Source organism: Sphingomonas sp. AX6, from assembly GCF_902506605.1.
GTDB lineage: Bacteria > Pseudomonadota > Alphaproteobacteria > Sphingomonadales > Sphingomonadaceae > Sphingomonas.
Genome location: NZ_LR733979.1, coordinates 1,540,337 through 1,559,578 on the forward strand (window position 1 = coordinate 1,540,337; position 19,242 = coordinate 1,559,578).

A 19,242-nucleotide genomic window follows, 5' to 3' on the forward strand; every position below is an offset into this window, starting at 1 on the left:
TGACGCCCGCCCCGCCCTCGCCTATATCCTGACCATTCCGGGCCATTCGCCCACCCATTCGCGAACGGACCCGGCCCGCCTCCATGCAGTCGATCGACCGATACATGGCCCGCCTGATCGCGGTGCCGCTGTTCTCGACGTTGCTGATCGCGGCGATGCTACTGGTGCTCGACCGGATGCTGCGGCTGTTCGATTTCGTCGCGACCGAAGGCGGACCCGTCGGCGTGGTGTGGCGGATGCTCGCCAATCTGCTGCCCGAATATCTGGGCCTCGGCATCCCGATCGGGCTGCTGCTCGGCATCCTGCTCGCCTTCCGAAAGCTTTCCACCTCCTCCGAACTCGACGTCCTGCGCGGCGTGGGGATGAGCTATGGTCGGCTGCTGCGCGTGCCCTTTTACTACACCATCGTCCTCGCCGCACTGAACCTCGCCATCGTCGGTTATGTCCAGCCGAACGCGCGCTATAATTACGAGGAATTGCGCTTCGAACTCCGCTCGGGCGCGCTTGGCGCATCGATCAAGGTCGGCGAATTCACCAGTTTCGGCGAAGCGATGACGCTGCGGATCGAGGAGAGCGAGGACGACGGCGCGTCGCTCACCGGCATTTTCGTGCACGTGAACACCGGCGAGGGCAGCTATCTCGCCGCGACCGCAGAAACCGGCCAATTCCTCGCGACCGACGATCCCGACGTCATCATCTTTCGCCTGACCAACGGCAATCTGGTGCATAATTCGCCCAGCTTCACCGAGCCGCGCGTGCTGTCCTTCACCGCGCATGACCTGCCGATCGACCTGCCCCGGTTCGAAAACTTTCGCCCCCGCGGGGGCCGCGACCTCGAACGCACGCTGGTCGAATTGATGGAGGTCAGCAAGAACCCGCAAGCCCCCAAGGAAGATCGCGATGCCAGCGCCGCGAATTTCCATTTCCGCGTGGTCGAGGTGGCGACGATGTTCCTGTTGCCGTTCCTGGCACTCGCGCTCGGCGTGCCACCCAAGCGATCGACCTCCGCGCTCGGCGTGTTCCTTGCGATCGTGATGATCGTCACGATCCACAAGGTTAACGAATATAGCGAATCGGTTGCAGCCCTAGGCCGCGTCGATCCCATCCTTGCACTGTGGGGACCGTTCGCGCTGTTCGCGGGCCTCGTCTTCTGGATGTTCTACCAGATCGCCTTTGTCCCCGGCGGTCAGCCGATCGGCGCGATCGACCGCGTGTTCGGCAAGCTGGGCAAGGCGATCGGAAGGCTGCTTCCCGGCCGCAAGAGGAAGTCGGCATGAGCAGCCAGATGCAGTTCTTCCCGTCGCGGACCATCGCCTGGTACATGGCCAAGATGTTCGTGATCCGGACCTTTGCCATCATGTCGGGGCTCGTCCTGATCCTCCAGACGCTCGACCTGCTGGCGGAAAGCGGGCGTATTCTTGCGTTCGACGGCAACGGCCAGGCGGAGGTCTGGCGTTACGTGTCGCTGCGCACGCCGCAGATCATCGAACAGTTTCTGCCGTTTTCGGTGCTGCTGGCGACCATCATCACGCTGACGACGCTCAACCAGAACAGCGAAGTCATCTCCATGAAGGCGGGCGGTCTGTCGGCGCACCAGATCCTTGCGCCACTGATCCTCGCCAGTTTCGCGGTCGCGGCGATTTCCTTCGGCTTCAACGACCGCATCGTTGCGCGCGCGACCGCCACGCTCCAACAATGGGAAGCGGTCGATTTCGGGCCGCTACCCATCGATCGCGGCGACCGCGCCAATATCTGGGTGCGCGAGCGCGACAACCTGATCCAGGTAAAACAGTTGCGCGGGCGCGGCGACGCCGCCGAATTGGGCGGCATCACCATCTATGAGCGCGACGGCGGCGTGCTGCGCTCGGTGGTCACCGGATCGACCGGCGCGCGCGACGGCGATGGCTGGCGGATGGAAGGCGCACGCCGGTTCGACGTCCAGTCCGGCGGGGTGACCGAATTGGGCAGCGTGCGGTTCGCGCCCGGCGTGCGCCCGGACCAGTTCACGCTCGCCAGCGTCAATGCCGACGGGCTTTCGTTCGGCGCGCTGAATGCGGCGATCGACGATCTGGAAGCCGCCGGACGCCCCACCCAGGCGCTGAAAGGCGCGCTGTGGCACAAGCTGTCCGGGCCGCTCTCGTCCATCCTCATGCCCCTCCTCGGCGCGGTCGCGGCGTTCGGCGTCGCACGGTCGGGCAAGCTTTTCTGGCGTGCGGTTATTGGAATGGGGCTCGGCTTTGCCTATTTCGTGGCCGACAACTTCGCGCTGGCGATGGGGAACCTTGGGGCATACCCGCCGTTCCTCGCCGCCTGGGCACCGTTTTTGCTGTTCGCGATGATCGGCGAAGCGGTTCTGGTCCGGACCGAGGAATAGCCCTTTCCACCTGCTAAGAAGGTCGCAAAACCGCCGCATTGCATCTGCACAGCGGACGTTCACGTAATTCGGTTAGGATACCGGCAAGAGATTAGCGTCAAGGGTTGCAGGATTATGAAAGCAGCAACGAACGACCAGCCAGGCTTCTGGCAGCGGTCGCACCATCTGGACAAGATGACGTTCAAGCAATTGGTCGTCGCCTATTTCCAATACCCCGCGATCATCGCCTATCTAGCGCTGTCGGTTGTGGCGATGGTGGTGTTCGCCTATTATCCGGCGACCCTGTTGCAAACGCTGGCGTCGGTTGCCGTCGCGGCGATGATCTATCCGCTCGCCTGGTATTTGATCCATCGTTACATCCTGCACTCCAACTGGATGTTCAAAGTGCCGGGCATGGCCTCCACCTGGAAGCGTATTCATTACGACCATCACCAGGATCCCAATCATCTGGAGGTGTTGTTCGGCGCGCTGCACACGACGCTGCCCACGATCGCCATCGCCAGCATTCCGTTCGGCTATGCCATTGGTGGCGTCGGCGGGGCGATGGCGGCGTTCGCCACGGGTCTTCTGACCACGGCATTCTACGAATTCTGCCACTGCATCCAGCATCTGGCCTACAAGCCCAAGAACAAGCTGCTCGCGGCGTGGAAGAAGAACCACATGGCGCACCATTTCCACGACGAGAACGGCAATTTCGGGATCACCAGCTATTTCTGGGATCACCTGTTCGGCACCTACTACGATCGTGCCAAGGGCGATCGTCCGGACAAGAGCGAAACGGTGTTCAACCTGGGTTATACGCCCGAGGTTGCCGAGAAATATCCGGCAGTGAAGAACCTGTCGGGCGGGATCGTCGCCACCACCCATCCGCGCAAGCGCGAAGCCGCCTGAGCCGGACGCACGCAGGGTGAGCGTCACCGTCCGGCCGGTTGCGAGCGCCGCCGATAAAAAGGCGTTCATCGCCCTTCCCTACCGCCTCTATGCAAACGACCCGCACTGGGTTGCGCCGCTGAAAAGCGAAGTCGCGGGCCAGATCGACCCGGCCAAGAACGGCTGGTTCAGCCATGCCGAAGCGCAGTTGATGCTCGCCGAGCGTCAGGGCCGCGTGGTCGGGCGCATCTCCGCGCATCTCGACACGCTGGCGCTCACCATGCCCGCCGAGCAGGGTTTCGGCCCCGGTGTCGGCTTCTGGGGCATGTTCGAGGCCGAGGATCAGGAAGCGGGCAACGCGCTGATCGCCGCAGCCGAGGCGTGGCTGCGCGCCAAGGGCATGACCTGCGGGATCGGCCCGATCAGCCTGTCGATCTGGGAAGAACCCGGCCTGCTGGTGCAGGGGCACGACCATTCGCCGACGGTGATGATGGGCCATCACAAGGCCGATTATCAGGGCTGGATCGAAGCGCTGGGCTATGGCGTGGTTAAGGAACTGCGCACCTACGATCTCGACATCACCGGCGGTTTTCCGAAGATTGTCAACCGCATCATCCAGTCGGGCGAGCGCAACGACAGCATCGTCATCCGCCGCGTCGACAAGTCGCGCTTTGCCGATGAGGCGGCAATCATTCTCGGAATCCTCAACGATGCTTGGAGCGAAAATTGGGGCTTCGTGCCGCTCACCCAGCCCGAGATCGACGATGTGGGCAAGAAGCTGAAGCCCATCGTTTACGAAGACCTGATCCGCATTGCAGAGATCGATGGCGAGCCGGTGGCGTTCATGATTACGCTACCCGACCTCAACGAACCACTGAAGCCGCTAAAGGGGAGCCTGTTCCCATTCGGCTGGCTGAAACTGCTGATGTGGCTCCGCCGACCCAAGGCGCGGACGATGCGAGTGCCGTTGATGGGCGTGGTCAAACGGCTGCAATCGTCGCGTGTCGCGGGGCAGCTCGCCTTCATGATGATCGAATATATTCGCCGCGATGCCATCACCAAATATGGTGCCACGCGCGGCGAGCTTGGCTGGGTGCTCGACGACAATCAGGGCATGGTCGCGATCGCCGATGCGATCCAGTCCAAGGTAAATCGAGTCTATGCGGTGTATCAGCGCGATATCGGCTGAGGCCCAACCCCGGTCGCCGTTCGATCGAAAAATCGCCGGTCGGGAACGGGCGGACCCGACCGGCAGTTGCTCATCAACCGTTTAGCGGAGGGTAGCGCGTTCGGCTTCCTTGACGATATCGACGCCGTGGCGCGACCATTCGGCCGCGGTCATGCACGAACGACGTTTGATGCGAGAACCGGTGGTGTCCGAGTCGACACAATAGCGCTGCGCGCCTTTCGCCGTCGCGGACTTTGCAGAAGCCGCGCGATCGACCTTGGGATCGGGATCTCGCGCAAAGGCGGGAGCTGCGGTTGCGAACAATGCGATACCGGTCAGACTGCCGATCGCGGCGCGGGTGAATTTGGACTGCATCTTTCCCTCCATCGGTGAGCGCGAACAGGGGTTGCGCCTCACAGATCAGGAAGTGCATTACTCATGCGAAACACTGAGATCGTTTAATTACAAATGGTTAGTGTGATGACATTTCGATTACATGTGTAAACAACGCCAACTCGTCGTGTATTATACCAACAACACGCAAAGTGCGCCCCTAGCTCAGCCTCACCCAGGTGGGCGCGTGGTCGCTGGCCTTTTCGCGCCCGCGATACTCCTTGTCGACGCCTGCATCGACAAAGCGATCAGCAGCCTCGGGCGATAGCAACAGATGGTCGATCCGGAATCCCGCATCGCGCTGCCATGCGCCCGCCTGATAGTCCCAGAACGTCCAGACGCCTCCGCCCGGAAACCGGGTACGAAGGCTGTCGGTCCAGCCCTGCGCCAGCAAGCGGCGATAGGCCTCGCGAGATTGCGGCTGCATCAGCGCGTCGTCCTGCATCGCCCGCACCGAGAACGTATCGTCGTCATTGGTGATGACGTTGTAATCGCCCGCCAGCGCCACCGGGCGCTCCTCCGCCAGCAATTCGCCCGCGCGCGTACGCAGCCGTTCCATCCAGCGCAATTTATAATCGAATTTCGGCCCCGGCTGCGGATTGCCGTTGGGCAGATAGATCGACGCGACGACCAACCCGTCCACCTCTGCCTCGATATAACGGCTATGCTCGTCCTCATCCTCGCCCGCCAGCCCGCGCTGACGTTCGATTGGATCGCTGCCCTTGGCCAGGATCGCGACGCCATTGAACGCCTTCTGCCCATGCCACACCGCGCCGTACCCGGCCGCGCGAATGTCAGCCTCCGGAAAGGTTTCGTCGGAGGATTTGAGTTCCTGGAGACAAACGATGTCCGGCTGCTGCTCGGTCAGATACTCGACCAGCCGCGGCAGCCTCGCCTTGATGCCGTTGACATTGTAGCTGACGATTTTCACTTGGGTCGTCAGACCGCGAAGCTGGAGCCGCAGCCGCAGCCTGCGGCGGCGTTGGGATTATCGACCCTGAACGCCGCGCCGCCCAGCGATTCGACATAATCGACGCGCGCGCCGCGCACGAGGTCGAGGCTGATCGGATCGACCACCAGCGACACGCCATCGGTATCGGCACGGATATCGTCGGCCTCGACGCTATCGGCCAAGCCGAATTTATACTGGAAGCCCGAACACCCCCCGCCCTCGATCGACAGGCGCAGGATCGCAGGCTTGGCCTGACGCTCGGCAATCGCCGCGACGCGTGCAGCGGCGGCGGGCGTAAGTTCGAGGGGAAGGGTTTCGGTAGTCATCCCCAACAGATAGGGAACCGGCAGCGTGCGAGCAATGGCGGTGGGGCAAGTCAGTATCACCTATCCCCGTTCGCATTTAGCTTGTCGAAATGCTGTCCTTTCTTCCGGCAACGAGCCCCACGAAAAGGCCCGGCGAAGCGATTGCTTGCCGGGCCGTTCGTTCACGCCTTCGCGATACTTATTTTTCGGGGCCACCCATGCCGGCGGCATTGCGGCTCTTGAGCGCGCGATCCTGCATTGCCACGAGCTGGTCGCCCGCCTGGATATAGGGGGTGGGATTGACTGCGCGACCGTCGATGCGGACTTCGTAATGAAGGTGCGGGCCGGTCGAGCGACCGGTCGAACCCATCAGCCCGATCAACTGACCGCGGCGAACGCGGGTGTTGGCATCGACCAGCATCTTCGACAGATGCGCGTAGCGGGTCTGAATGCCCTTGCCGTGGTTGACTTCGACCAGCAGGCCATAGGCGCCTGCGCGCTGCGAGCGCGACACGATGCCGTCTGCGGTTGCGTAAATGGGGGTGCCAACCGGACCTGGAATGTCGAGTCCCGCGTGCATCGCCTGGGTGCCGCGGAACGGATCGCTGCGCACACCGAAGCTGCTGGTCAGGCGCATTTCGGCGACCGGCTGCATCGACGGGATCGCGATTGCCGCTTCTTCCAGCGAATCGAGCCGCTTCCAGCTCATCACCAGCGAACGGAATTGGGCGTCGGCCGATGCGTCAGCGGCGTTGTTTTCGTTCACTTCCTCAAGCGGACCACCCATTGCTGCCTGCGATGCGATCCGGTTCGGGGTAAGCCCCATCCGGCGCAATTCGCGAGCGGTCTCGGCATAGCGCGCCTGAAGCGCGGCATTGGCCTTCACCACCATCGCCATCTGACCGGCTTCGGCCCGGCGCAGCGGTGCAAGGATTTCGGCAGTCTGGGCGTCGATCTTGCCCGATGCGGTCAGCGCGGCTAGATCGAAATCGGCCGGATCGCCTTCTCCCGCCATCGCGGCGACGATCAGCGCCTGGCGCTGTTCCAGCAATTTGGCGTGTTCGGCAGCAGCCGTGCGCACCTTGGCGACATCGGCCTGCATCTCGGCGACTTCGCGCTCCATCTCGGCGAGCTGCGCGTCGCTGGTGCCGATCGCGGCACCCGATGCGGCCTGCGTCACGCCATAGGCCGAGAAGCACAGGGTCACGGCAGCGACCCCCGCCATCAATGCCTGGGCACGGCCACCGACGCTGAATTCACGCAATTCGCGCCCATCGTTGAAGATGAAATCCCTGGAGGTGAAAAGCGAACGGAACTTTTGAAGCCCCGTCGTCGTTAGGCTGTTTACGGTTGCGATCATTGATCCCCGGCGACCCGAATTTGGAGCCCCGCCCCTTTGCCAAGGCGGTGGCAGAAAATTGCGATGTCCCGTCAGCAGCCCCTCCGCTCCGGAACACCGACGTTAGTGCGGAACCGGATCGTTAAGCACAAGCGATTGCGATTGTTCGCGGGGCAAAGCGGCTTCGTCGCGCGGCGAGTCGTTGGATCGCACGGTTTCAGGTCCGTGATATTACCGATTGACCGACAACTCCTCGCGCGTTTCGGCAACGAAACCATCTTGCTTAGGTACCGATTCGGGCGCGTGGATCGACCCGATATTCTCGCCGTCCGGGCGAAGACATCCCCTCGTGCGATCGTTCAATCTCAACGAAGCGACCGCGCCGCTTCCAACACCGCCTCGACATGACCCGGCACCCGTACCTTGCGCCATTCGCGGACGAGCGTTCCATCGGCGTCGAACAGGAAGGTCGACCGGTCGATCCCCATGTACTTTCGGCCATAAAGCGATTTCTCGACCCATGCTCCGAAAGTTTCGAGAACCGACCCGTCGTCGGTTGCGAGCACAATGTTCAGATCATGCTTGGCCGCGAACTTCGCGTGCTTTGCGGGAGTATCCTTCGAGACGCCCAGGATATCGACATCGAGCGCCGAGAAATCGCCCGCGAGATCGCTGAACCCCTGAGCCTGTTTGGTGCAGCCGGGCGTATCGTCCTTGGGATAGAAATAGAGCACCAGCGCCCTGCCCTTTCGGCTCGCCAGCGACTGCGCGCTGCCGTCCATCATCGTCAGCACGGCATCGGGCAACGGATCTCCGACAGCGATCGTCATGGGGTCACTCCTGTCTGTTGGCTGGTCTGCTCGCGCACGTGCGCCCAGCATTCGCGCACCGTTTGCCGCGCAGTATCGAGTGCCGCAACCACTGCTTCCCAATTCTCATGGCCGGTAGCCTGCGCGACGATCGCCTGGGTTGCGGGTGGCGGCGCATCGCCGTCGGGTGCGACCAGCCGCAGCGCGACCAGCAGCCGCGTCATCAGGTCGTGCGCGCCCTCCAGCTCGGGCGAGACCAACCCGGCCTTCGCCAGCAACCCGATCGCGCGGCCCAGATGCGGGTCGAACCCGGCGCGGTGGATCAGCTGCTGGACATGCACCGCGAACTCCAGATCGACCAATCCGCCCTCCAGCAGCTTGACGTCGAACGGCCCGGCCGGCGGCTTGTGCGCCGCCATGTCGTCGCGCATCTGTGCCGCTTCCGCCACGACATCGCGCGCCGGTCGATCACCCTCCAGCACCGCGTCGATCACCCCCTGCACCGCCGCCCGCGCTTCGGGCGAGCCATAGACCGCACGCGCGCGGGTCAGCGCCATATGCTCCCACGTCCACGCTTTCTCGCGCTGATATTTGGCGAACCCGTCGAGCGACACGACCAATGGTCCCTGTGCCCCCGAAGGCCGCAACCGCGTATCGATTTCGTAAAGCGGCCCCGACGCGGTCTGCACCGACAGCGCACCCGACAATCGCTGCGCCAGCCGGTTGTAGTAAAGGACAGCGCCGAGCGGTTTCTTTCCGTCCGATTCAGCCGAATAATCCCCGGTAAACAGATAGATCAGGTCAAGGTCCGATGCGTGCGTCAGCGCCGCTCCGCCATAGCGCCCCAGCGCCAGGATCATCAATTCGCTGTCGGGTACCCGGCCATGCGCGCTCGCAAATTCGGCGATCGTTGCATCGGCCAGCACCTGAAGCGCAGCATCTGCCAGTTGTGCATAGCCGTGGGATACGATCAGCGGATCGGACGCCCCCGCAACGATCTGCACCCCCAATGCGAAGCGCGTTTCGTTGACGATCTTTCGAACATGATCGAGCAGCGCCTGATAATCGCCGCGCGCATCGCCCCCGCGCATTTCGTGCGCCAACGCCTCCGCATCGGGCACCTCGCCCAGCGCGGTCGCGTCGATCAACCGGTCGAGCAGTTCGACGCGCCGCCCCAACAGGTCGGCAAGCGTCGGCGCATGACTCAATATCGTGCCCAGCAACCGTGCCAGCGCCGGGCGCGCCTCCATCAATCGAAAGAAATTGATCGCACTCGGCAGTCGCGACAGGATCGCATCGAGCCGCAGCATCGCCGCACCGGGGTCCGCCGCCTCGCGCATCGCCTCGACCAGTCTGGGCAACGCTGCCTCCAGCGCGGTCTGCGCCGCCGGACTGCGCAATGCCGGATAGCGTGCTGCGCGCCACCCCTGAACCAGCCGCGCAGCCTGTTCCGCATCGGCGAATCCGGCGGTCTTCAACTGCCCGATCAACGACTCCTGCTCGCTCGACAACGTGTCGGCATCGTCGGCATCAAGCGCATCGTACAACGTCCCCACCGCCTCGATATGCGGACGCACCAGCGCGATCAGAGCGTCCCCGTCCGCCAGCCCGTGCAAGCGCGCGACCTGATCCAGAGACTCGCATGATTGCGGTAGGGCATGGGTCTGGCGATCGTCGATCATCTGGACCCGGTGCTCGATCGTCCGCAGCAAGCGATAAGCGTCGCCGAGTGTCGCCGCGTCCCGTTCCCCGATCCACCCCGCCTTCGCCAGATTGCCCAGCGCATCGAGCGTCGCGGGCACGCGCAGCGCCGGATCGCGACCGCCATGAATCAGTTGATGCACCTGCGCGAAGAATTCGACTTCGCGAATGCCGCCGCGTCCGCGTTTCAGGTCATATCCGGGGCCGAATGCCTGGCCCTGCGCATAATGATCGCGGATTCGGCGCGTGATCGAACGAATCTCGCCGATCGCGCCATAGTCGAGCGCGCGTCGCCACACGAACGGTCGAATGGCGGTGAGGAAATACGCGCCGAGCGCTGCATCACCCGCGCACGCCCGCGCCCGGATGAATGCTGCGCGTTCCCACGGCAGCGCCTGCGATTCATAATAGGAGATTGCCGCTCCCACCGGGATCGCGATCGGCGTCGCTTCGGGCGATGGCCGCAGTCGCAGATCGACGCGCAGCACATATCCGTCGCCGTCGCGCGCCTGAAGCAATTCGACGACCCGCTTTGCGATCCGCACCGCCGCTTCTTCAGGGGCTTCGTTCGGCTTGGTCGGCAGCGTTGTCGGGTCGAACAACAGGATCGGGTCGATGTCGGACGAATAATTGAGTTCGCGACTACCCTGTTTGCCAAGCGCGATGGCGACGAATCCGCGCGGTTCGGCCCCCGGCGTCCGCTCCCCGATTGCGGCACGGATCGCCCGGTCTAGCGCGCGATCGGCGAAATCGGTGAGGATTCCGGTCACGCGTTCGAGGTCGTAAGTGCCCGCCAGGTCGCCCACCGCGACGATCAGCGCCAGCCGCCGCCGCGCAACGCGTAGCGCCTGCGCGATCGGCATATCGGTGGTCCCCGCTTCGGCGACCGCAATCGGATCGGCCAGCGCCTTCGCCATTTCGGCGACCAATTCGGGCTCGCGTGCGGCGGTCATCGACAGGAACGGCGAGTTCGCCGCGATCCGCGCCAAAGCGTCAGCGATATCGACCCGCCCACCTGTGTCCGTCATGCCGCAGTCACATCCTTTTCTTTACCGCCGCGAAATCAGGCAACGATTGTCGTTCTCGGTCGTTCTACCCGGCATGAGCTTCCTGAGCCAAACCGACCGAAACGGACATGCGGGCCACCCCTATGTGGTGCAAAGCCCGGTGGAGATCGCACGCCTCGGTCCGGCCCTGCGTCAGGCGTATGAGCGGAACGCGCTGCCCAGCGACATGCAGGCATGTCTCGACAAGCTCGACAGGCTGACGGGTTCGGCAAGAAACTGACGGTTCCGGACTCGGCTTATTCGAGTTCAGCACAGCGCCTCCCGTTTCGTTTCGAGCGCAGTCGAGAAATGTGAAGTGGGGTTGGCAAGCGTTTCTCGACGAGGCTCAAAGCGAACGGGTCGGGAAGCTTTTCGACCTAAGAACCAGATCTTACAAAGCTGGAAATCCCATCCGATCTCACCGTCCGCGGCTGAGCTCGTCCACTTCGTCCATGATGGTATCGAGCGTCGATCGATCCGGATCCTGCTTGTGCAACCGCCTCGATTCGAGCTGGCCGTCGCTTAGCAACCCCTCCAGCGCGACACGACCGCGCGCCACCCGGCTCTTGATCGTGCCAACGGCGACACCACAGATTTCTGCGGCTTCTTCATATGCGAAGCCGCCCGCGCCGACCAAAATCAGCGCCTCGCGCTGCGGTTGCGGCAGATGCAGCAAGGCGCGCTGCATGTCCGACAATTCGACATGACGATCCTGGCTGGCCGGTGCCGCCAGAATGCGGTCCGCCACCAGATCGTCCCACTCGCCGCGGAACCGCGAACGCCGCATCTGCGACAGGAACAGGTTGCGCAGAATGATGAAGGTCCAGGCGCGCATATTCGTGCCCGCCTGAAACCGCTGACGCGCGGCCCATGCCTTGAGGAGCGTTTCCTGCACCAGATCGTCGGCTAGGTCGCGATTGCCCGATAGCGAACGCCCGAAAGCCCGCAGATGCGGGATCACCTGGGCAAGCTGGGTTTTGAAGTCATCATCGGAAAGCGGGACATGCTCCACCCGTTCCACGGGTTCGCCGTCTTCGTCATGTTCGGGGTCGGTCATCGAATTCCGATCGGGCGCAAAGGCGGATGGCGAACCATCCGCCGTACGTAACGCCTGAAGTGCGGGGTTGCTAGAGATAGGTGAGTATGACGAAGACGATAATCACCAGCACCAGCGATACGGGAAGGATGACGCGCGTCATGTGCGGAGTCGCCCCCGCACGTGCACGCTCGCCATCGATATGGGTTTCTTTGTCGTCAGCCATACCCACTCAACCCCCGAAAATCGTTTTGGGTCCGTCCCGATCCGCGAATTAATTGACCGGAACGGTCGCCTGATCGAAAAACAGCGCCTGGCTGATCGCCGCCTTCACGGTCGAACGCTGGAACGGCTTGGTGATCAGGAAGGTCGGCTCGGGCCGCTCGCCGGTCAAAAGACGCTCCGGGAACGCCGTGATGAAAATCACGGGCACGTTGAATTCGGCCAGGATGTCCTTGACCGCGTCGATCCCCGACGAATCATCGGCAAGCTGAATGTCGGCCAGCACCAGACCAGGCCGATCCTCCATCGCCAATGCCACCGCTTCGTCGCGGGTGACCGCGACACCGGTCACATCATGGCCCAGATCGCGGACGATCTGTTCGATGTCCATCGCGATGATCGGTTCATCCTCGATGATCAGCACGCGGGCGCGGGTCTGGCGATCGATTTCCGACAATGCGTCGGATACCAGTTCGTCGACTTCGCCGGTCGAAGCACCGATCAGATAGGCGGTGTCCTCGGTGGTGAAGCCTTCCATCGCGGTCAGCAGCAGCGCCTGGCGCGAGATCGGGGCGATACGGGCAAGCCGGGCACGAGCGATCGCCTCGTTATCATCGTCCTCGCCGGTATCGACGTCACCGTCGTCGACATGCGTAGACGACCAGATGACCTGAAACGTGCGGTACAGACCCAACCGCGGGTCGACATCGCGCGGAAATTCTTCGGGCGCTGCGACGATCGCCTCGAGCGTGGCGCGAACGTAGCGATCGCCCTCGGTCTGGCTGCCAGTGAGCGCGCGGCCGTAGCGACGCAGGAAGGGAAGATGCGGCGCGAGCTGCTGTCCAAGCGACATGGGCGAAATAAACTCCTTCGAAGCGAACCGCGTCATTTGAGAAGCGATTCAACCATTTGCAATCCTGATTCGGCACGCATCGAAGTTTGCCCCCCGATTTTTGTACCGAGCATGGAACCAACGAAGCGATCTTTGGTTTCATGATTTCTGCGTGGCGTGTAACTGCCGCCAAAATCGCCCGTTTCGGTGGCGAGATGATTTTTAGTGTCCCGGATTATGCGGGTTCTAAGGGGGACGTTGTGCAGTCGGGAAACGGTACAGAAAATGAACCCGGTCGAACGGACGAAATGAACACTTCAGATTCCAAGACTTCAAATGCTCCATCGCCCAAGTCCGGCCTACGCAATCCCAAGGAGAAATCCGTGGGTGACGCGTTGCGCGCGGTCTATCACGATGCGGTCGACGAACAGGTGCCGGATTCGATGCTCGACCTGTTGAACAAACTCGGCTGACATTCCTCGCATGACCGATCAGCCCCTACCCGGCAGCGGGGCCGACCGCCGCCCGGCGGCTTTGTTCGTCAACCTTCCGACCGGCGCAAAGCTCTTCGCGATCCTCTCGGTCGCACTGCTGCCCTTCGCCATCATCGCGTTTTTCGCTTCGGTCCAGACAACGCGCATCGCCGATCAGGAAACGCGTTCGCGGTTGCGGGTTGCTGCGACCGAAAGCGCCCGCGCGCTGTCGATCGAATTGCTGGGCGATATCGGGGCGCTGCGCGTCGCGCTCGATACGCTGGGCAGCGATCCCGCCAATGCCCCCGGTTGTGCGCGATTGCAGGGCGTGTTCGCGCAGCAATTCGCATCGGGCACGCGTTTCGCGGTCGAGACGATCGACGGACGATTGGTCTGCGGCACGCGGATCGATGTTCCCGAAGTCGAGACGCCACCCGTGCCGGGCAATCCCGCAGCGACGATCATCGAGGATCGGGGCTTGGCGCTCCGCATCGTCAACGCGCGTGGCACCGCGACTGCGACCGCGTTCTTTCCATCGAGCTTTCTGGCCGAAATCGCGCGTCCGACCGAGTTCGCCCCGCCCTATTCCGCGCGACTGACGCGAGGCGGCGATTCGCTGACCTTGCGCGAATTGACCGAGCGCACCGCGCTCGACCGGCGCGAGCGGCTGGTGGTCGATCTCGAATTCGAAGGACTGGCACTCGACGTATCGGTACGAGCTGCGCCGATCACCCCGCCGATCTTGGTGACGATGCTGCTACCGCTCATCATGTGGTTCGCCGCCGCGGCGATATCGTGGTTCGTCGTGGATCGCCTGTTGATCCGTCCCCTGCGCCGCTTGCGCACGACCGTCGGCAGCTATGTGCCGGGCACGACAATGCCCGAACTCGCCGCGATGCGCGCCCCCGCGCAGGAAATTCGCGAATTGGGCGCGACCTTTGGCCGGCTGACCGAAACCGTCGCCGAACACGAGGAGAATCTGGCGCAGGGACTGGTCCGCCAGACCCGGCTGACTCGCGAAGTCCATCACCGGGTGAAGAACAATCTTCAGGTCATCGCCAGCCTGATCAATTTCCATTCGCGCGGGGCCGAAACGCGCGAGGCGGCACAAGCCTATGCGTCGATCCAGCGGCGCGTCGATGCGCTCGCGGTCGTCCACCGTTACCATTATGCGGAAATGGAGGAGAATCGCGGGATCGAACTACGATCCGTGCTGGGCGAGCTGGCGTCTAACATCCGCGCCACCGCCGCCGACATCGACGGCGCACCGACGATCACGCTCGATCTCGATCCGATGATGGTCAGCCAGGACGTCGCGGTCGCCGCAGCATTCCTGATGACGGAGATCATCGAACTGGCGATGGCCGCGCGCAATCCGACCTCGATTTCGATCTCGCTGAAACCGCACAGCAGCGATAGCGGCGTCGCGCTGCTGAGGGCGTCGTCGCCGTCGCTGGTGTCCAGTCCGGAATTCGATCATCTCAGCGCGTCGCGCTACGGCAGGGTGATCGGCGGCCTGGCCCGCCAGTTGCGCGCCCCGCTCCAATATGATCCGCTCGTCGGCAGCTACGACATCGCGATTTCGGTGATTGGTTGAGGGTCCAAATCTTTTTTTCGGATTTTTCGAACTTTTTTTGCATCGCACCGGGAACCCGCATTGACATGCGTCGTTCTACACTTCGGATAGCGACTCTTTGCCCCCCCGCTCTCGCTATCCAAGACATAGGCCCGAAACCGTCCACCCTCCCCCCCCCGGTGACGTTTTCGGGCCTTAATCTTTTTCCCAAATATCCACTGCGCTAAATGCGACGAAATCCGTTGTCCTCGCGGAACGACTGGTTCAGTGGCGCATTGACGCAGTCTAGTCACTTCGAAAGGGATTTTTATGCGTAAGATGATCGGTATCGCCCTCGCCGCCAGCGCATTCCTGGTTAGCGCGTGCAACACGGTCGAAGGCATCGGCCGCGACGTCCAGTCGGCCGGTGACACGGTCGAGGATGCTGCTAACTAAACGGACGCCGTAAGGCAGATGAAAGGGGCCGTCGCTACCAAGCGGCGGCCCTTTTTCTATGCGTCGGCTTGCTCTGCTTCGGCCTCAGCCTTCGCCGCTTCGCGCTTGCGGGTGAAGCGGATGCCGATCAACGCAATTTCGTAAAGCAGGATCAGCGGGACTGCGAGCAGGAACTGCGACACCACATCGGGCGGGGTCAATACCGCCGCCAGGATGAACGCCACCACGATCGCGTAGCGCCGCGCGGATTTGAGCTGCTCCAGCGTCACGATCCCGGAGCGCTCCAACAGCATCAACAGCACCGGCAGCAGGAAACTGATCCCGAACGCGAACAGGAACTGCATGATGAACGACAGGTAATTGCCGACCGACGGCAGGGCGTCCTGCTGGATGCCGCCCATATCGCCCTGATATTGCAACAGGAACGTCAGTGCTGTCGGGATCGCAATGAAATAGGCGAAGGACGCCCCACCGATGAACAGCACCGGCGTCGCGAGCAGAAATGGCAGAAGCGCGCGCTTCTCACGCTTGTAGAGCCCCGGCGCGACGAATTGCCACAATTGGTTGGCCAGCACCGGGAACGACAGCATGATCGCGGAGAAGAACGCGACCTTCACCTGGACCAGAAACGCCTCGAACAATTGGGTATAGATCACCCGCTCCTGCCCGGCGGCAATCAGCGGCTGGACCAGAAACGCGAAAATCTGCTCGGCGAAATAGAAGGCGACGAAGAACGTCACCAGCAGTGCGCCCACGCAATACAGCATCCGGCGGCGCAATTCGATCAGGTGATCGAGCAGCGGCGCTTCCGACGAATCGATGTCCCTCATGGCAGCCGGTCCGGTCGCGGCAGCGGCTCGGGCGACCCAAGCGGCAATTCGGGTTCGTCGCGGATGGGCGTCGGTTCGGGCCGGACTGGTGCCTCGTCGTGAATCACGGGCTTGGCAGTCTGCTGCGGTCCGGCATCCTCCTCAACGTCCCCCTCGTGCGGCGGCAAGGCTTGGGGCGCAGGCGGATCGGGATAGTGCGCGGTCGGCGGATGCTCGCGCATGATGCGCTCATTTTCCGCTTTCCATTTCTTTTCCATTTCCTCCAGTTCGGCCTCGCGCATCATCGTGTCGATACCGGTGCGGAAATGCGCGGCAGTGCGCTTAGCCTTGCCGACCCAATTGCCGACGAAGCGCATCGCTTTCGGCAAGTCCTTGGGGCCGATCACCAGCAACGCGATAATCGCGATCAGCAGCAATTCGGTCGGGGCGACGTCGAGCATCGAAGAGCCTTAACGGAACTGGCGCGCGGCGAAAGCGATCGTCGCGCGCTCAGCAAAGGAAATGCGAGCGCTCAGCGCTGGCTATCGTCGCGGGCGGGCGTTGCCACCGGATCGACGGGACGCGGCTCGGCATAGGGCTCGACCGGACGGGGGTCGGCGGCGCGCGGTGCCTCGATACGGCTCGGCTCGACGGGCTTCTCGTCTTCCTCGGCCATGCCCTTCTTGAAATTCTTGATGCCCTTGGCGACGTCGCCCATCATGTTCGAAAAGCGGCTGCCGCCGAACAGCAGGATCACGATGATCCCGACGATCAGCCAATGCATCAGGCTGAAACTACCCATGGCGTAAATCTCCTAAGCTCACGCCTATCTAGGCGGAGTCGGCGTCGCTTTCCACCTCTAAGCCTTCAAACGCAAGATCGACCGGATCGAGCAGCCCCGCCGTACGCAGATCGTCGATACCCGGCAAGTCGCGCCGCGACTGCAGCCCGAAATGGCTGAGGAATTCGGGCGTGGTGGCATAGGTGAGCGGACGCCCCGGCACTTCTCGGCGTCCCGCGGGCCGCGCCCACCTCGCCTCCATCAGGACGTCCAGCGTGCCTTTCGAAATCTGCACCCCCCGGATCGCCTCGATCTCAGCCCGCGTCACCGGCTCATGATAGGCGATGATCGCCAGCGTCTCGATCCCCGCGCGGGACAGCTTGCGCGGTTCCTCGCGGTCGCGGCGCAGGAAATTGGCGAGGTCGGGCGCGGTCTCGAAATGCCAGCGATCGCCGCGCTTCACCAGATGAATGCCGCGCACCGCATAATCCTCGACCAGCGCATCGAGTGCGGCGCGGACATCGACCGCGTCGCCGACATAGGCGCGGATTTCGGCGACCGTCATCGGCGCATCGGCGGCGAACAGCACCGCTTCCACCGCGCGCCGGGTTTCGTCGATCATGCGTTCATCGGTCATGGGGCCGCCTTCAGATAGAGCGGTGCGAACGCCGATTGCTGCTGCATCTCCAGCTTTCCCTGCCGCGCAAGCTCGAGCGCGGCGACGAAGGAAGACGCCAGCGCCGACTTGCGATACGCCCCCGCCGCCTCGCCGGGCAGGAAGCGTTCGATCGCGGTCCATTCGATCGCGCTGCCCAGCATCGCCGACACGCGCTCCAGTGCGGTCTCCAGCGTCATCACCGGACGATTGGCGACGACATGCAGCACCGGGCGGGTGCGCGCCGAAATGCGACCATAAGCGGCGATCAGATCGAAGATCTCGGCCTGCCACAGGCTCCTGCGCACCACCCGCAATCCCTCGGGCAGCGCGCGCCGAAACACGTCCCGCCCGATCCGGTCACGCGCGATCAGCCGCGCCCCCGCCTCGCGCATCGCATTCAGCCGTTCCAGCCGCAATTGCAGCCGCAGCGCCAGTTCCTCAGGCGACGGCTCAACCGTCGGGTCGCGCGGCAGCAACAGCCCGGATTTCAGATAGGCGAGCCACGCCGCCATCACCAGATAATCGGCCGCAACCTCCAGCTTCACCGCCCGTGCGCCTTCGATAAACGCCAGATATTGCTCGACCAGTTCGAGGATCGACAATTGCCGCAAATCGACCTTCTGCGTCCGCGCAAGCGCCAGCAACAGGTCGAGCGGCCCATCCCATCCGTCGATATCGATCGTAAGCGTTTCGGTGGTCACGGACGAGAGCCTAGCGCAAGTTGGGGTTGGGGTGGAATGGCGACGTTCGGAACGGCGGCGCGTTTCCTGAACAAGTTGACAAAGTTGACAGTCTCGCCAGTTTTTCGCCGGAAGCGACCGGGTGACGTCTGCGACGCGACACCGATGCGCCAATCACGCGGCGGGTGCGCGTCGTTGGCGCGACGAAGGGGTGTTCGATTTGGCTGGAGGCGTGTTCCATCCATCAGGATAGATCAGATGAAATCCTACATTGCCAGTGGAATGAACGGCGGGAATTGGGTGGACATCGGACATTTGCGGTCGTGGGGAAGGGGGTTGAGAGTCGAAGACAGAGAAGGCGCACTAATAGCGCGCGCCGTCGATCATTCGACGCGGCAGATCGCGCCACAATGAGGGTTCAAACATTCGAAGGTTGAGCCCCATGCGCTGATAGGCCGGATCGGTCGCCGTCCAGTGCGTTATGCAGCCGCAGGTCGGGCAATGCCAGAGGTCCAGTGCGCGGTCGCCCTGCTGGTAAGAGATGCCTTCACCCTCCACCGTGACAGCGTCCGGAGGGCAATAGTGCCATAGGCTGGCAGTGCGCCGACATATCGAGCAATTACATTCGCCGGCTTCGGACGGCTCTTCGCGCAAGAGCAGCCGAGTCCGCCCGCAGTGGCAACTTCCCTGATGTTCGCTCATCCTCGTTGTTCCTCCATTCGAAGGGGGACAGCTTGCTGGCCGAACCGGTCTGGCGAGCCCTAGCTGCTCCACCGGTCGAGT

23 protein-coding genes are annotated in these 19,242 nt (G+C 63.0%); 8 read left to right on the forward strand and 15 right to left on the reverse strand.

The annotated features are described in order from the left end of the window. Window positions 1–83 precede the first annotated feature (83 nt). The 4 genes from ENHY17A_RS07480 to ENHY17A_RS07495 all read left to right on the forward strand — a co-directional run bounded on the left by ENHY17A_RS07480 (window position 84) and on the right by ENHY17A_RS07495 (window position 4,433). Window positions 84–1,277 (forward strand): LptF/LptG family permease, encoded by a 1,194-nt coding sequence (locus ENHY17A_RS07480; protein ID WP_201296360.1) that lies wholly within the window; start codon window positions 84–86, stop codon window positions 1,275–1,277. Further along, complete coding sequence (gene lptG, locus ENHY17A_RS07485; protein WP_159711512.1) at window positions 1,274–2,374, forward strand: LPS export ABC transporter permease LptG; 1,101 nt, start codon at window positions 1,274–1,276, stop codon at window positions 2,372–2,374. The genes ENHY17A_RS07480 and lptG overlap by 4 nt, the downstream gene beginning before the upstream one ends. Window positions 2,375–2,488: 114 nt before the next feature. Continuing rightward, window positions 2,489–3,265, forward strand: a complete 777-nt coding sequence (locus ENHY17A_RS07490) for a sterol desaturase family protein (RefSeq protein ID WP_159711514.1) — start codon at window positions 2,489–2,491, stop codon at window positions 3,263–3,265. A 16-nt stretch (window positions 3,266–3,281) separates the two neighbouring features. Continuing rightward, entirely contained in the window at window positions 3,282–4,433 is a 1,152-nt protein-coding gene (locus ENHY17A_RS07495; protein ID WP_159711516.1) for an N-acetyltransferase, read from the forward strand. Window positions 4,434–4,514: 81 nt separating this feature from the next. On the opposite strand, the gene ENHY17A_RS07500 is transcribed toward ENHY17A_RS07495, so the two are convergent. From ENHY17A_RS07500 to ENHY17A_RS07525, 6 genes are all read right to left on the reverse strand, one after another. Next, window positions 4,515–4,787 carry a hypothetical protein gene (locus ENHY17A_RS07500; protein WP_159711518.1) on the reverse strand — a complete coding sequence of 91 codons (273 nt, stop codon included), beginning with the start codon at window positions 4,785–4,787 and terminating at the stop codon, window positions 4,515–4,517. 178 nt (window positions 4,788–4,965) lie between these two features. Further along, window positions 4,966–5,736, reverse strand: a complete 771-nt coding sequence (gene xth / locus ENHY17A_RS07505) for an exodeoxyribonuclease III (RefSeq protein ID WP_159711520.1) — start codon at window positions 5,734–5,736, stop codon at window positions 4,966–4,968. Window positions 5,737–5,744: 8 nt separating this feature from the next. After that, window positions 5,745–6,083, reverse strand: a complete 339-nt coding sequence (gene erpA, locus ENHY17A_RS07510) for an iron-sulfur cluster insertion protein ErpA (protein ID WP_159711522.1) — start codon at window positions 6,081–6,083, stop codon at window positions 5,745–5,747. A gap of 178 nt (window positions 6,084–6,261) precedes the next feature. Next, window positions 6,262–7,422: a M23 family metallopeptidase gene (locus tag ENHY17A_RS07515; protein ID WP_159711524.1), complete on the reverse strand. Its 1,161-nt coding sequence runs from the start codon at window positions 7,420–7,422 to the stop codon at window positions 6,262–6,264. Between the two features lie 344 nt (window positions 7,423–7,766). Then, window positions 7,767–8,231 carry a peroxiredoxin gene (locus ENHY17A_RS07520; RefSeq protein ID WP_159711526.1) on the reverse strand — a complete coding sequence of 155 codons (465 nt, stop codon included), beginning with the start codon at window positions 8,229–8,231 and terminating at the stop codon, window positions 7,767–7,769. Next, a complete protein-coding gene (locus ENHY17A_RS07525) occupies window positions 8,228–10,939 on the reverse strand; it encodes a bifunctional [glutamine synthetase] adenylyltransferase/[glutamine synthetase]-adenylyl-L-tyrosine phosphorylase (protein ID WP_159711528.1) in 2,712 nt (903 codons plus the stop codon). Before ENHY17A_RS07525 ends, ENHY17A_RS07520 begins: the two co-directional genes overlap by 4 nt. Here ENHY17A_RS07525 and ENHY17A_RS07530 point away from each other — a divergent pair. Further along, window positions 10,938–11,198 carry a hypothetical protein gene (locus ENHY17A_RS07530; protein WP_236547801.1) on the forward strand — a complete coding sequence of 87 codons (261 nt, stop codon included), beginning with the start codon at window positions 10,938–10,940 and terminating at the stop codon, window positions 11,196–11,198. The two genes, ENHY17A_RS07525 and ENHY17A_RS07530, sit on opposite strands and share 2 nt — an antisense overlap. 177 nt (window positions 11,199–11,375) lie before the next feature. Here the strand turns inward: ENHY17A_RS07530 and ENHY17A_RS07535 are convergent, their stop codons facing one another. The 3 genes from ENHY17A_RS07535 to ENHY17A_RS07540 all read right to left on the reverse strand — a co-directional run bounded on the left by ENHY17A_RS07535 (window position 11,376) and on the right by ENHY17A_RS07540 (window position 13,068). Further along, on the reverse strand, window positions 11,376–12,014 hold the full coding sequence (locus ENHY17A_RS07535) for a sigma-70 family RNA polymerase sigma factor (RefSeq protein ID WP_159711532.1): 639 nt from the start codon (window positions 12,012–12,014) through the stop codon (window positions 11,376–11,378). Between the two features lie 70 nt (window positions 12,015–12,084). Continuing rightward, window positions 12,085–12,219, reverse strand: coding sequence for a hypothetical protein (locus ENHY17A_RS14820; RefSeq protein ID WP_268893991.1), 135 nt, complete (start codon window positions 12,217–12,219; stop codon window positions 12,085–12,087). 48 nt (window positions 12,220–12,267) lie between these two features. Then, window positions 12,268–13,068 (reverse strand): response regulator, encoded by an 801-nt coding sequence (locus ENHY17A_RS07540; protein WP_159711534.1) that lies wholly within the window; start codon window positions 13,066–13,068, stop codon window positions 12,268–12,270. Between the two features lie 86 nt (window positions 13,069–13,154). Between ENHY17A_RS07540 and ENHY17A_RS14720 the strand changes: the two genes are divergently transcribed. The 3 genes from ENHY17A_RS14720 to ENHY17A_RS07555 all read left to right on the forward strand — a co-directional run bounded on the left by ENHY17A_RS14720 (window position 13,155) and on the right by ENHY17A_RS07555 (window position 15,531). Further along, window positions 13,155–13,520, forward strand: a complete 366-nt coding sequence (locus tag ENHY17A_RS14720) for a NepR family anti-sigma factor (protein WP_236547802.1) — start codon at window positions 13,155–13,157, stop codon at window positions 13,518–13,520. 10 nt (window positions 13,521–13,530) lie between these two features. After that, window positions 13,531–15,117, forward strand: a complete 1,587-nt coding sequence (locus ENHY17A_RS07550) for a sensor histidine kinase (protein WP_159711536.1) — start codon at window positions 13,531–13,533, stop codon at window positions 15,115–15,117. A gap of 288 nt (window positions 15,118–15,405) precedes the next feature. Beyond that, window positions 15,406–15,531, forward strand: a complete 126-nt coding sequence (locus ENHY17A_RS07555; protein ID WP_159711538.1) for an entericidin A/B family lipoprotein — start codon at window positions 15,406–15,408, stop codon at window positions 15,529–15,531. A gap of 56 nt (window positions 15,532–15,587) precedes the next feature. Here the strand turns inward: ENHY17A_RS07555 and tatC are convergent, their stop codons facing one another. The 6 genes from tatC to ENHY17A_RS07585 form a co-directional block, all read right to left on the reverse strand. After that, a complete protein-coding gene (gene tatC, locus ENHY17A_RS07560) occupies window positions 15,588–16,361 on the reverse strand; it encodes a twin-arginine translocase subunit TatC (protein ID WP_159711540.1) in 774 nt (257 codons plus the stop codon). Next, window positions 16,358–16,801 carry a Sec-independent protein translocase protein TatB gene (gene tatB / locus ENHY17A_RS07565; protein ID WP_159711542.1) on the reverse strand — a complete coding sequence of 148 codons (444 nt, stop codon included), beginning with the start codon at window positions 16,799–16,801 and terminating at the stop codon, window positions 16,358–16,360. The genes tatC and tatB overlap by 4 nt, the downstream gene beginning before the upstream one ends. Before the next feature lie 71 nt (window positions 16,802–16,872). Then, complete coding sequence (locus ENHY17A_RS07570; protein WP_159711544.1) at window positions 16,873–17,142, reverse strand: twin-arginine translocase TatA/TatE family subunit; 270 nt, start codon at window positions 17,140–17,142, stop codon at window positions 16,873–16,875. A gap of 28 nt (window positions 17,143–17,170) precedes the next feature. Further along, window positions 17,171–17,758 (reverse strand): SMC-Scp complex subunit ScpB, encoded by a 588-nt coding sequence (gene scpB, locus ENHY17A_RS07575; RefSeq protein WP_236547803.1) that lies wholly within the window; start codon window positions 17,756–17,758, stop codon window positions 17,171–17,173. Then, window positions 17,755–18,480 carry a segregation and condensation protein A gene (locus tag ENHY17A_RS07580; RefSeq protein WP_159711546.1) on the reverse strand — a complete coding sequence of 242 codons (726 nt, stop codon included), beginning with the start codon at window positions 18,478–18,480 and terminating at the stop codon, window positions 17,755–17,757. Before ENHY17A_RS07580 ends, scpB begins: the two co-directional genes overlap by 4 nt. 342 nt (window positions 18,481–18,822) lie before the next feature. Further along, on the reverse strand, window positions 18,823–19,161 hold the full coding sequence (locus tag ENHY17A_RS07585; RefSeq protein ID WP_159711548.1) for a GFA family protein: 339 nt from the start codon (window positions 19,159–19,161) through the stop codon (window positions 18,823–18,825). Between the last annotated feature and the right edge of the window lie 81 nt (window positions 19,162–19,242).

Bases quoted from the DNA above. Each gene is read 5' to 3' on its own strand.
- tatC (WP_159711540.1), bottom strand. From the start codon at position 16,361: ATGAGGGACATCGATTCGTCGGAAGCGCCGCTGCTCGATCACCTGATC.
- ENHY17A_RS14820 (WP_268893991.1), bottom strand. From the start codon at position 12,219: ATGGCTGACGACAAAGAAACCCATATCGATGGCGAGCGTGCACGTGCG.
- scpB (WP_236547803.1), bottom strand. From the start codon at position 17,758: ATGACCGATGAACGCATGATCGACGAAACCCGGCGCGCGGTGGAAGCG.
- ENHY17A_RS07500 (WP_159711518.1), bottom strand. From the start codon at position 4,787: ATGCAGTCCAAATTCACCCGCGCCGCGATCGGCAGTCTGACCGGTATC.
- erpA (WP_159711522.1), bottom strand. From the start codon at position 6,083: ATGACTACCGAAACCCTTCCCCTCGAACTTACGCCCGCCGCCGCTGCA.
- ENHY17A_RS07555 (WP_159711538.1), top strand. From the start codon at position 15,406: ATGCGTAAGATGATCGGTATCGCCCTCGCCGCCAGCGCATTCCTGGTT.
- ENHY17A_RS07515 (WP_159711524.1), bottom strand. From the start codon at position 7,422: ATGATCGCAACCGTAAACAGCCTAACGACGACGGGGCTTCAAAAGTTC.
- tatB (WP_159711542.1), bottom strand. From the start codon at position 16,801: ATGCTCGACGTCGCCCCGACCGAATTGCTGCTGATCGCGATTATCGCG.
- ENHY17A_RS07530 (WP_236547801.1), top strand. From the start codon at position 10,938: ATGCCGCAGTCACATCCTTTTCTTTACCGCCGCGAAATCAGGCAACGA.
- ENHY17A_RS07550 (WP_159711536.1), top strand. From the start codon at position 13,531: ATGACCGATCAGCCCCTACCCGGCAGCGGGGCCGACCGCCGCCCGGCG.
- ENHY17A_RS07570 (WP_159711544.1), bottom strand. From the start codon at position 17,142: ATGGGTAGTTTCAGCCTGATGCATTGGCTGATCGTCGGGATCATCGTG.
- ENHY17A_RS07525 (WP_159711528.1), bottom strand. From the start codon at position 10,939: ATGACGGACACAGGTGGGCGGGTCGATATCGCTGACGCTTTGGCGCGG.
- ENHY17A_RS07535 (WP_159711532.1), bottom strand. From the start codon at position 12,014: ATGACCGACCCCGAACATGACGAAGACGGCGAACCCGTGGAACGGGTG.
- ENHY17A_RS07480 (WP_201296360.1), top strand. From the start codon at position 84: ATGCAGTCGATCGACCGATACATGGCCCGCCTGATCGCGGTGCCGCTG.
- ENHY17A_RS07540 (WP_159711534.1), bottom strand. From the start codon at position 13,068: ATGTCGCTTGGACAGCAGCTCGCGCCGCATCTTCCCTTCCTGCGTCGC.
- ENHY17A_RS07585 (WP_159711548.1), bottom strand. From the start codon at position 19,161: ATGAGCGAACATCAGGGAAGTTGCCACTGCGGGCGGACTCGGCTGCTC.
- lptG (WP_159711512.1), top strand. From the start codon at position 1,274: ATGAGCAGCCAGATGCAGTTCTTCCCGTCGCGGACCATCGCCTGGTAC.
- ENHY17A_RS07490 (WP_159711514.1), top strand. From the start codon at position 2,489: ATGAAAGCAGCAACGAACGACCAGCCAGGCTTCTGGCAGCGGTCGCAC.
- ENHY17A_RS07520 (WP_159711526.1), bottom strand. From the start codon at position 8,231: ATGACGATCGCTGTCGGAGATCCGTTGCCCGATGCCGTGCTGACGATG.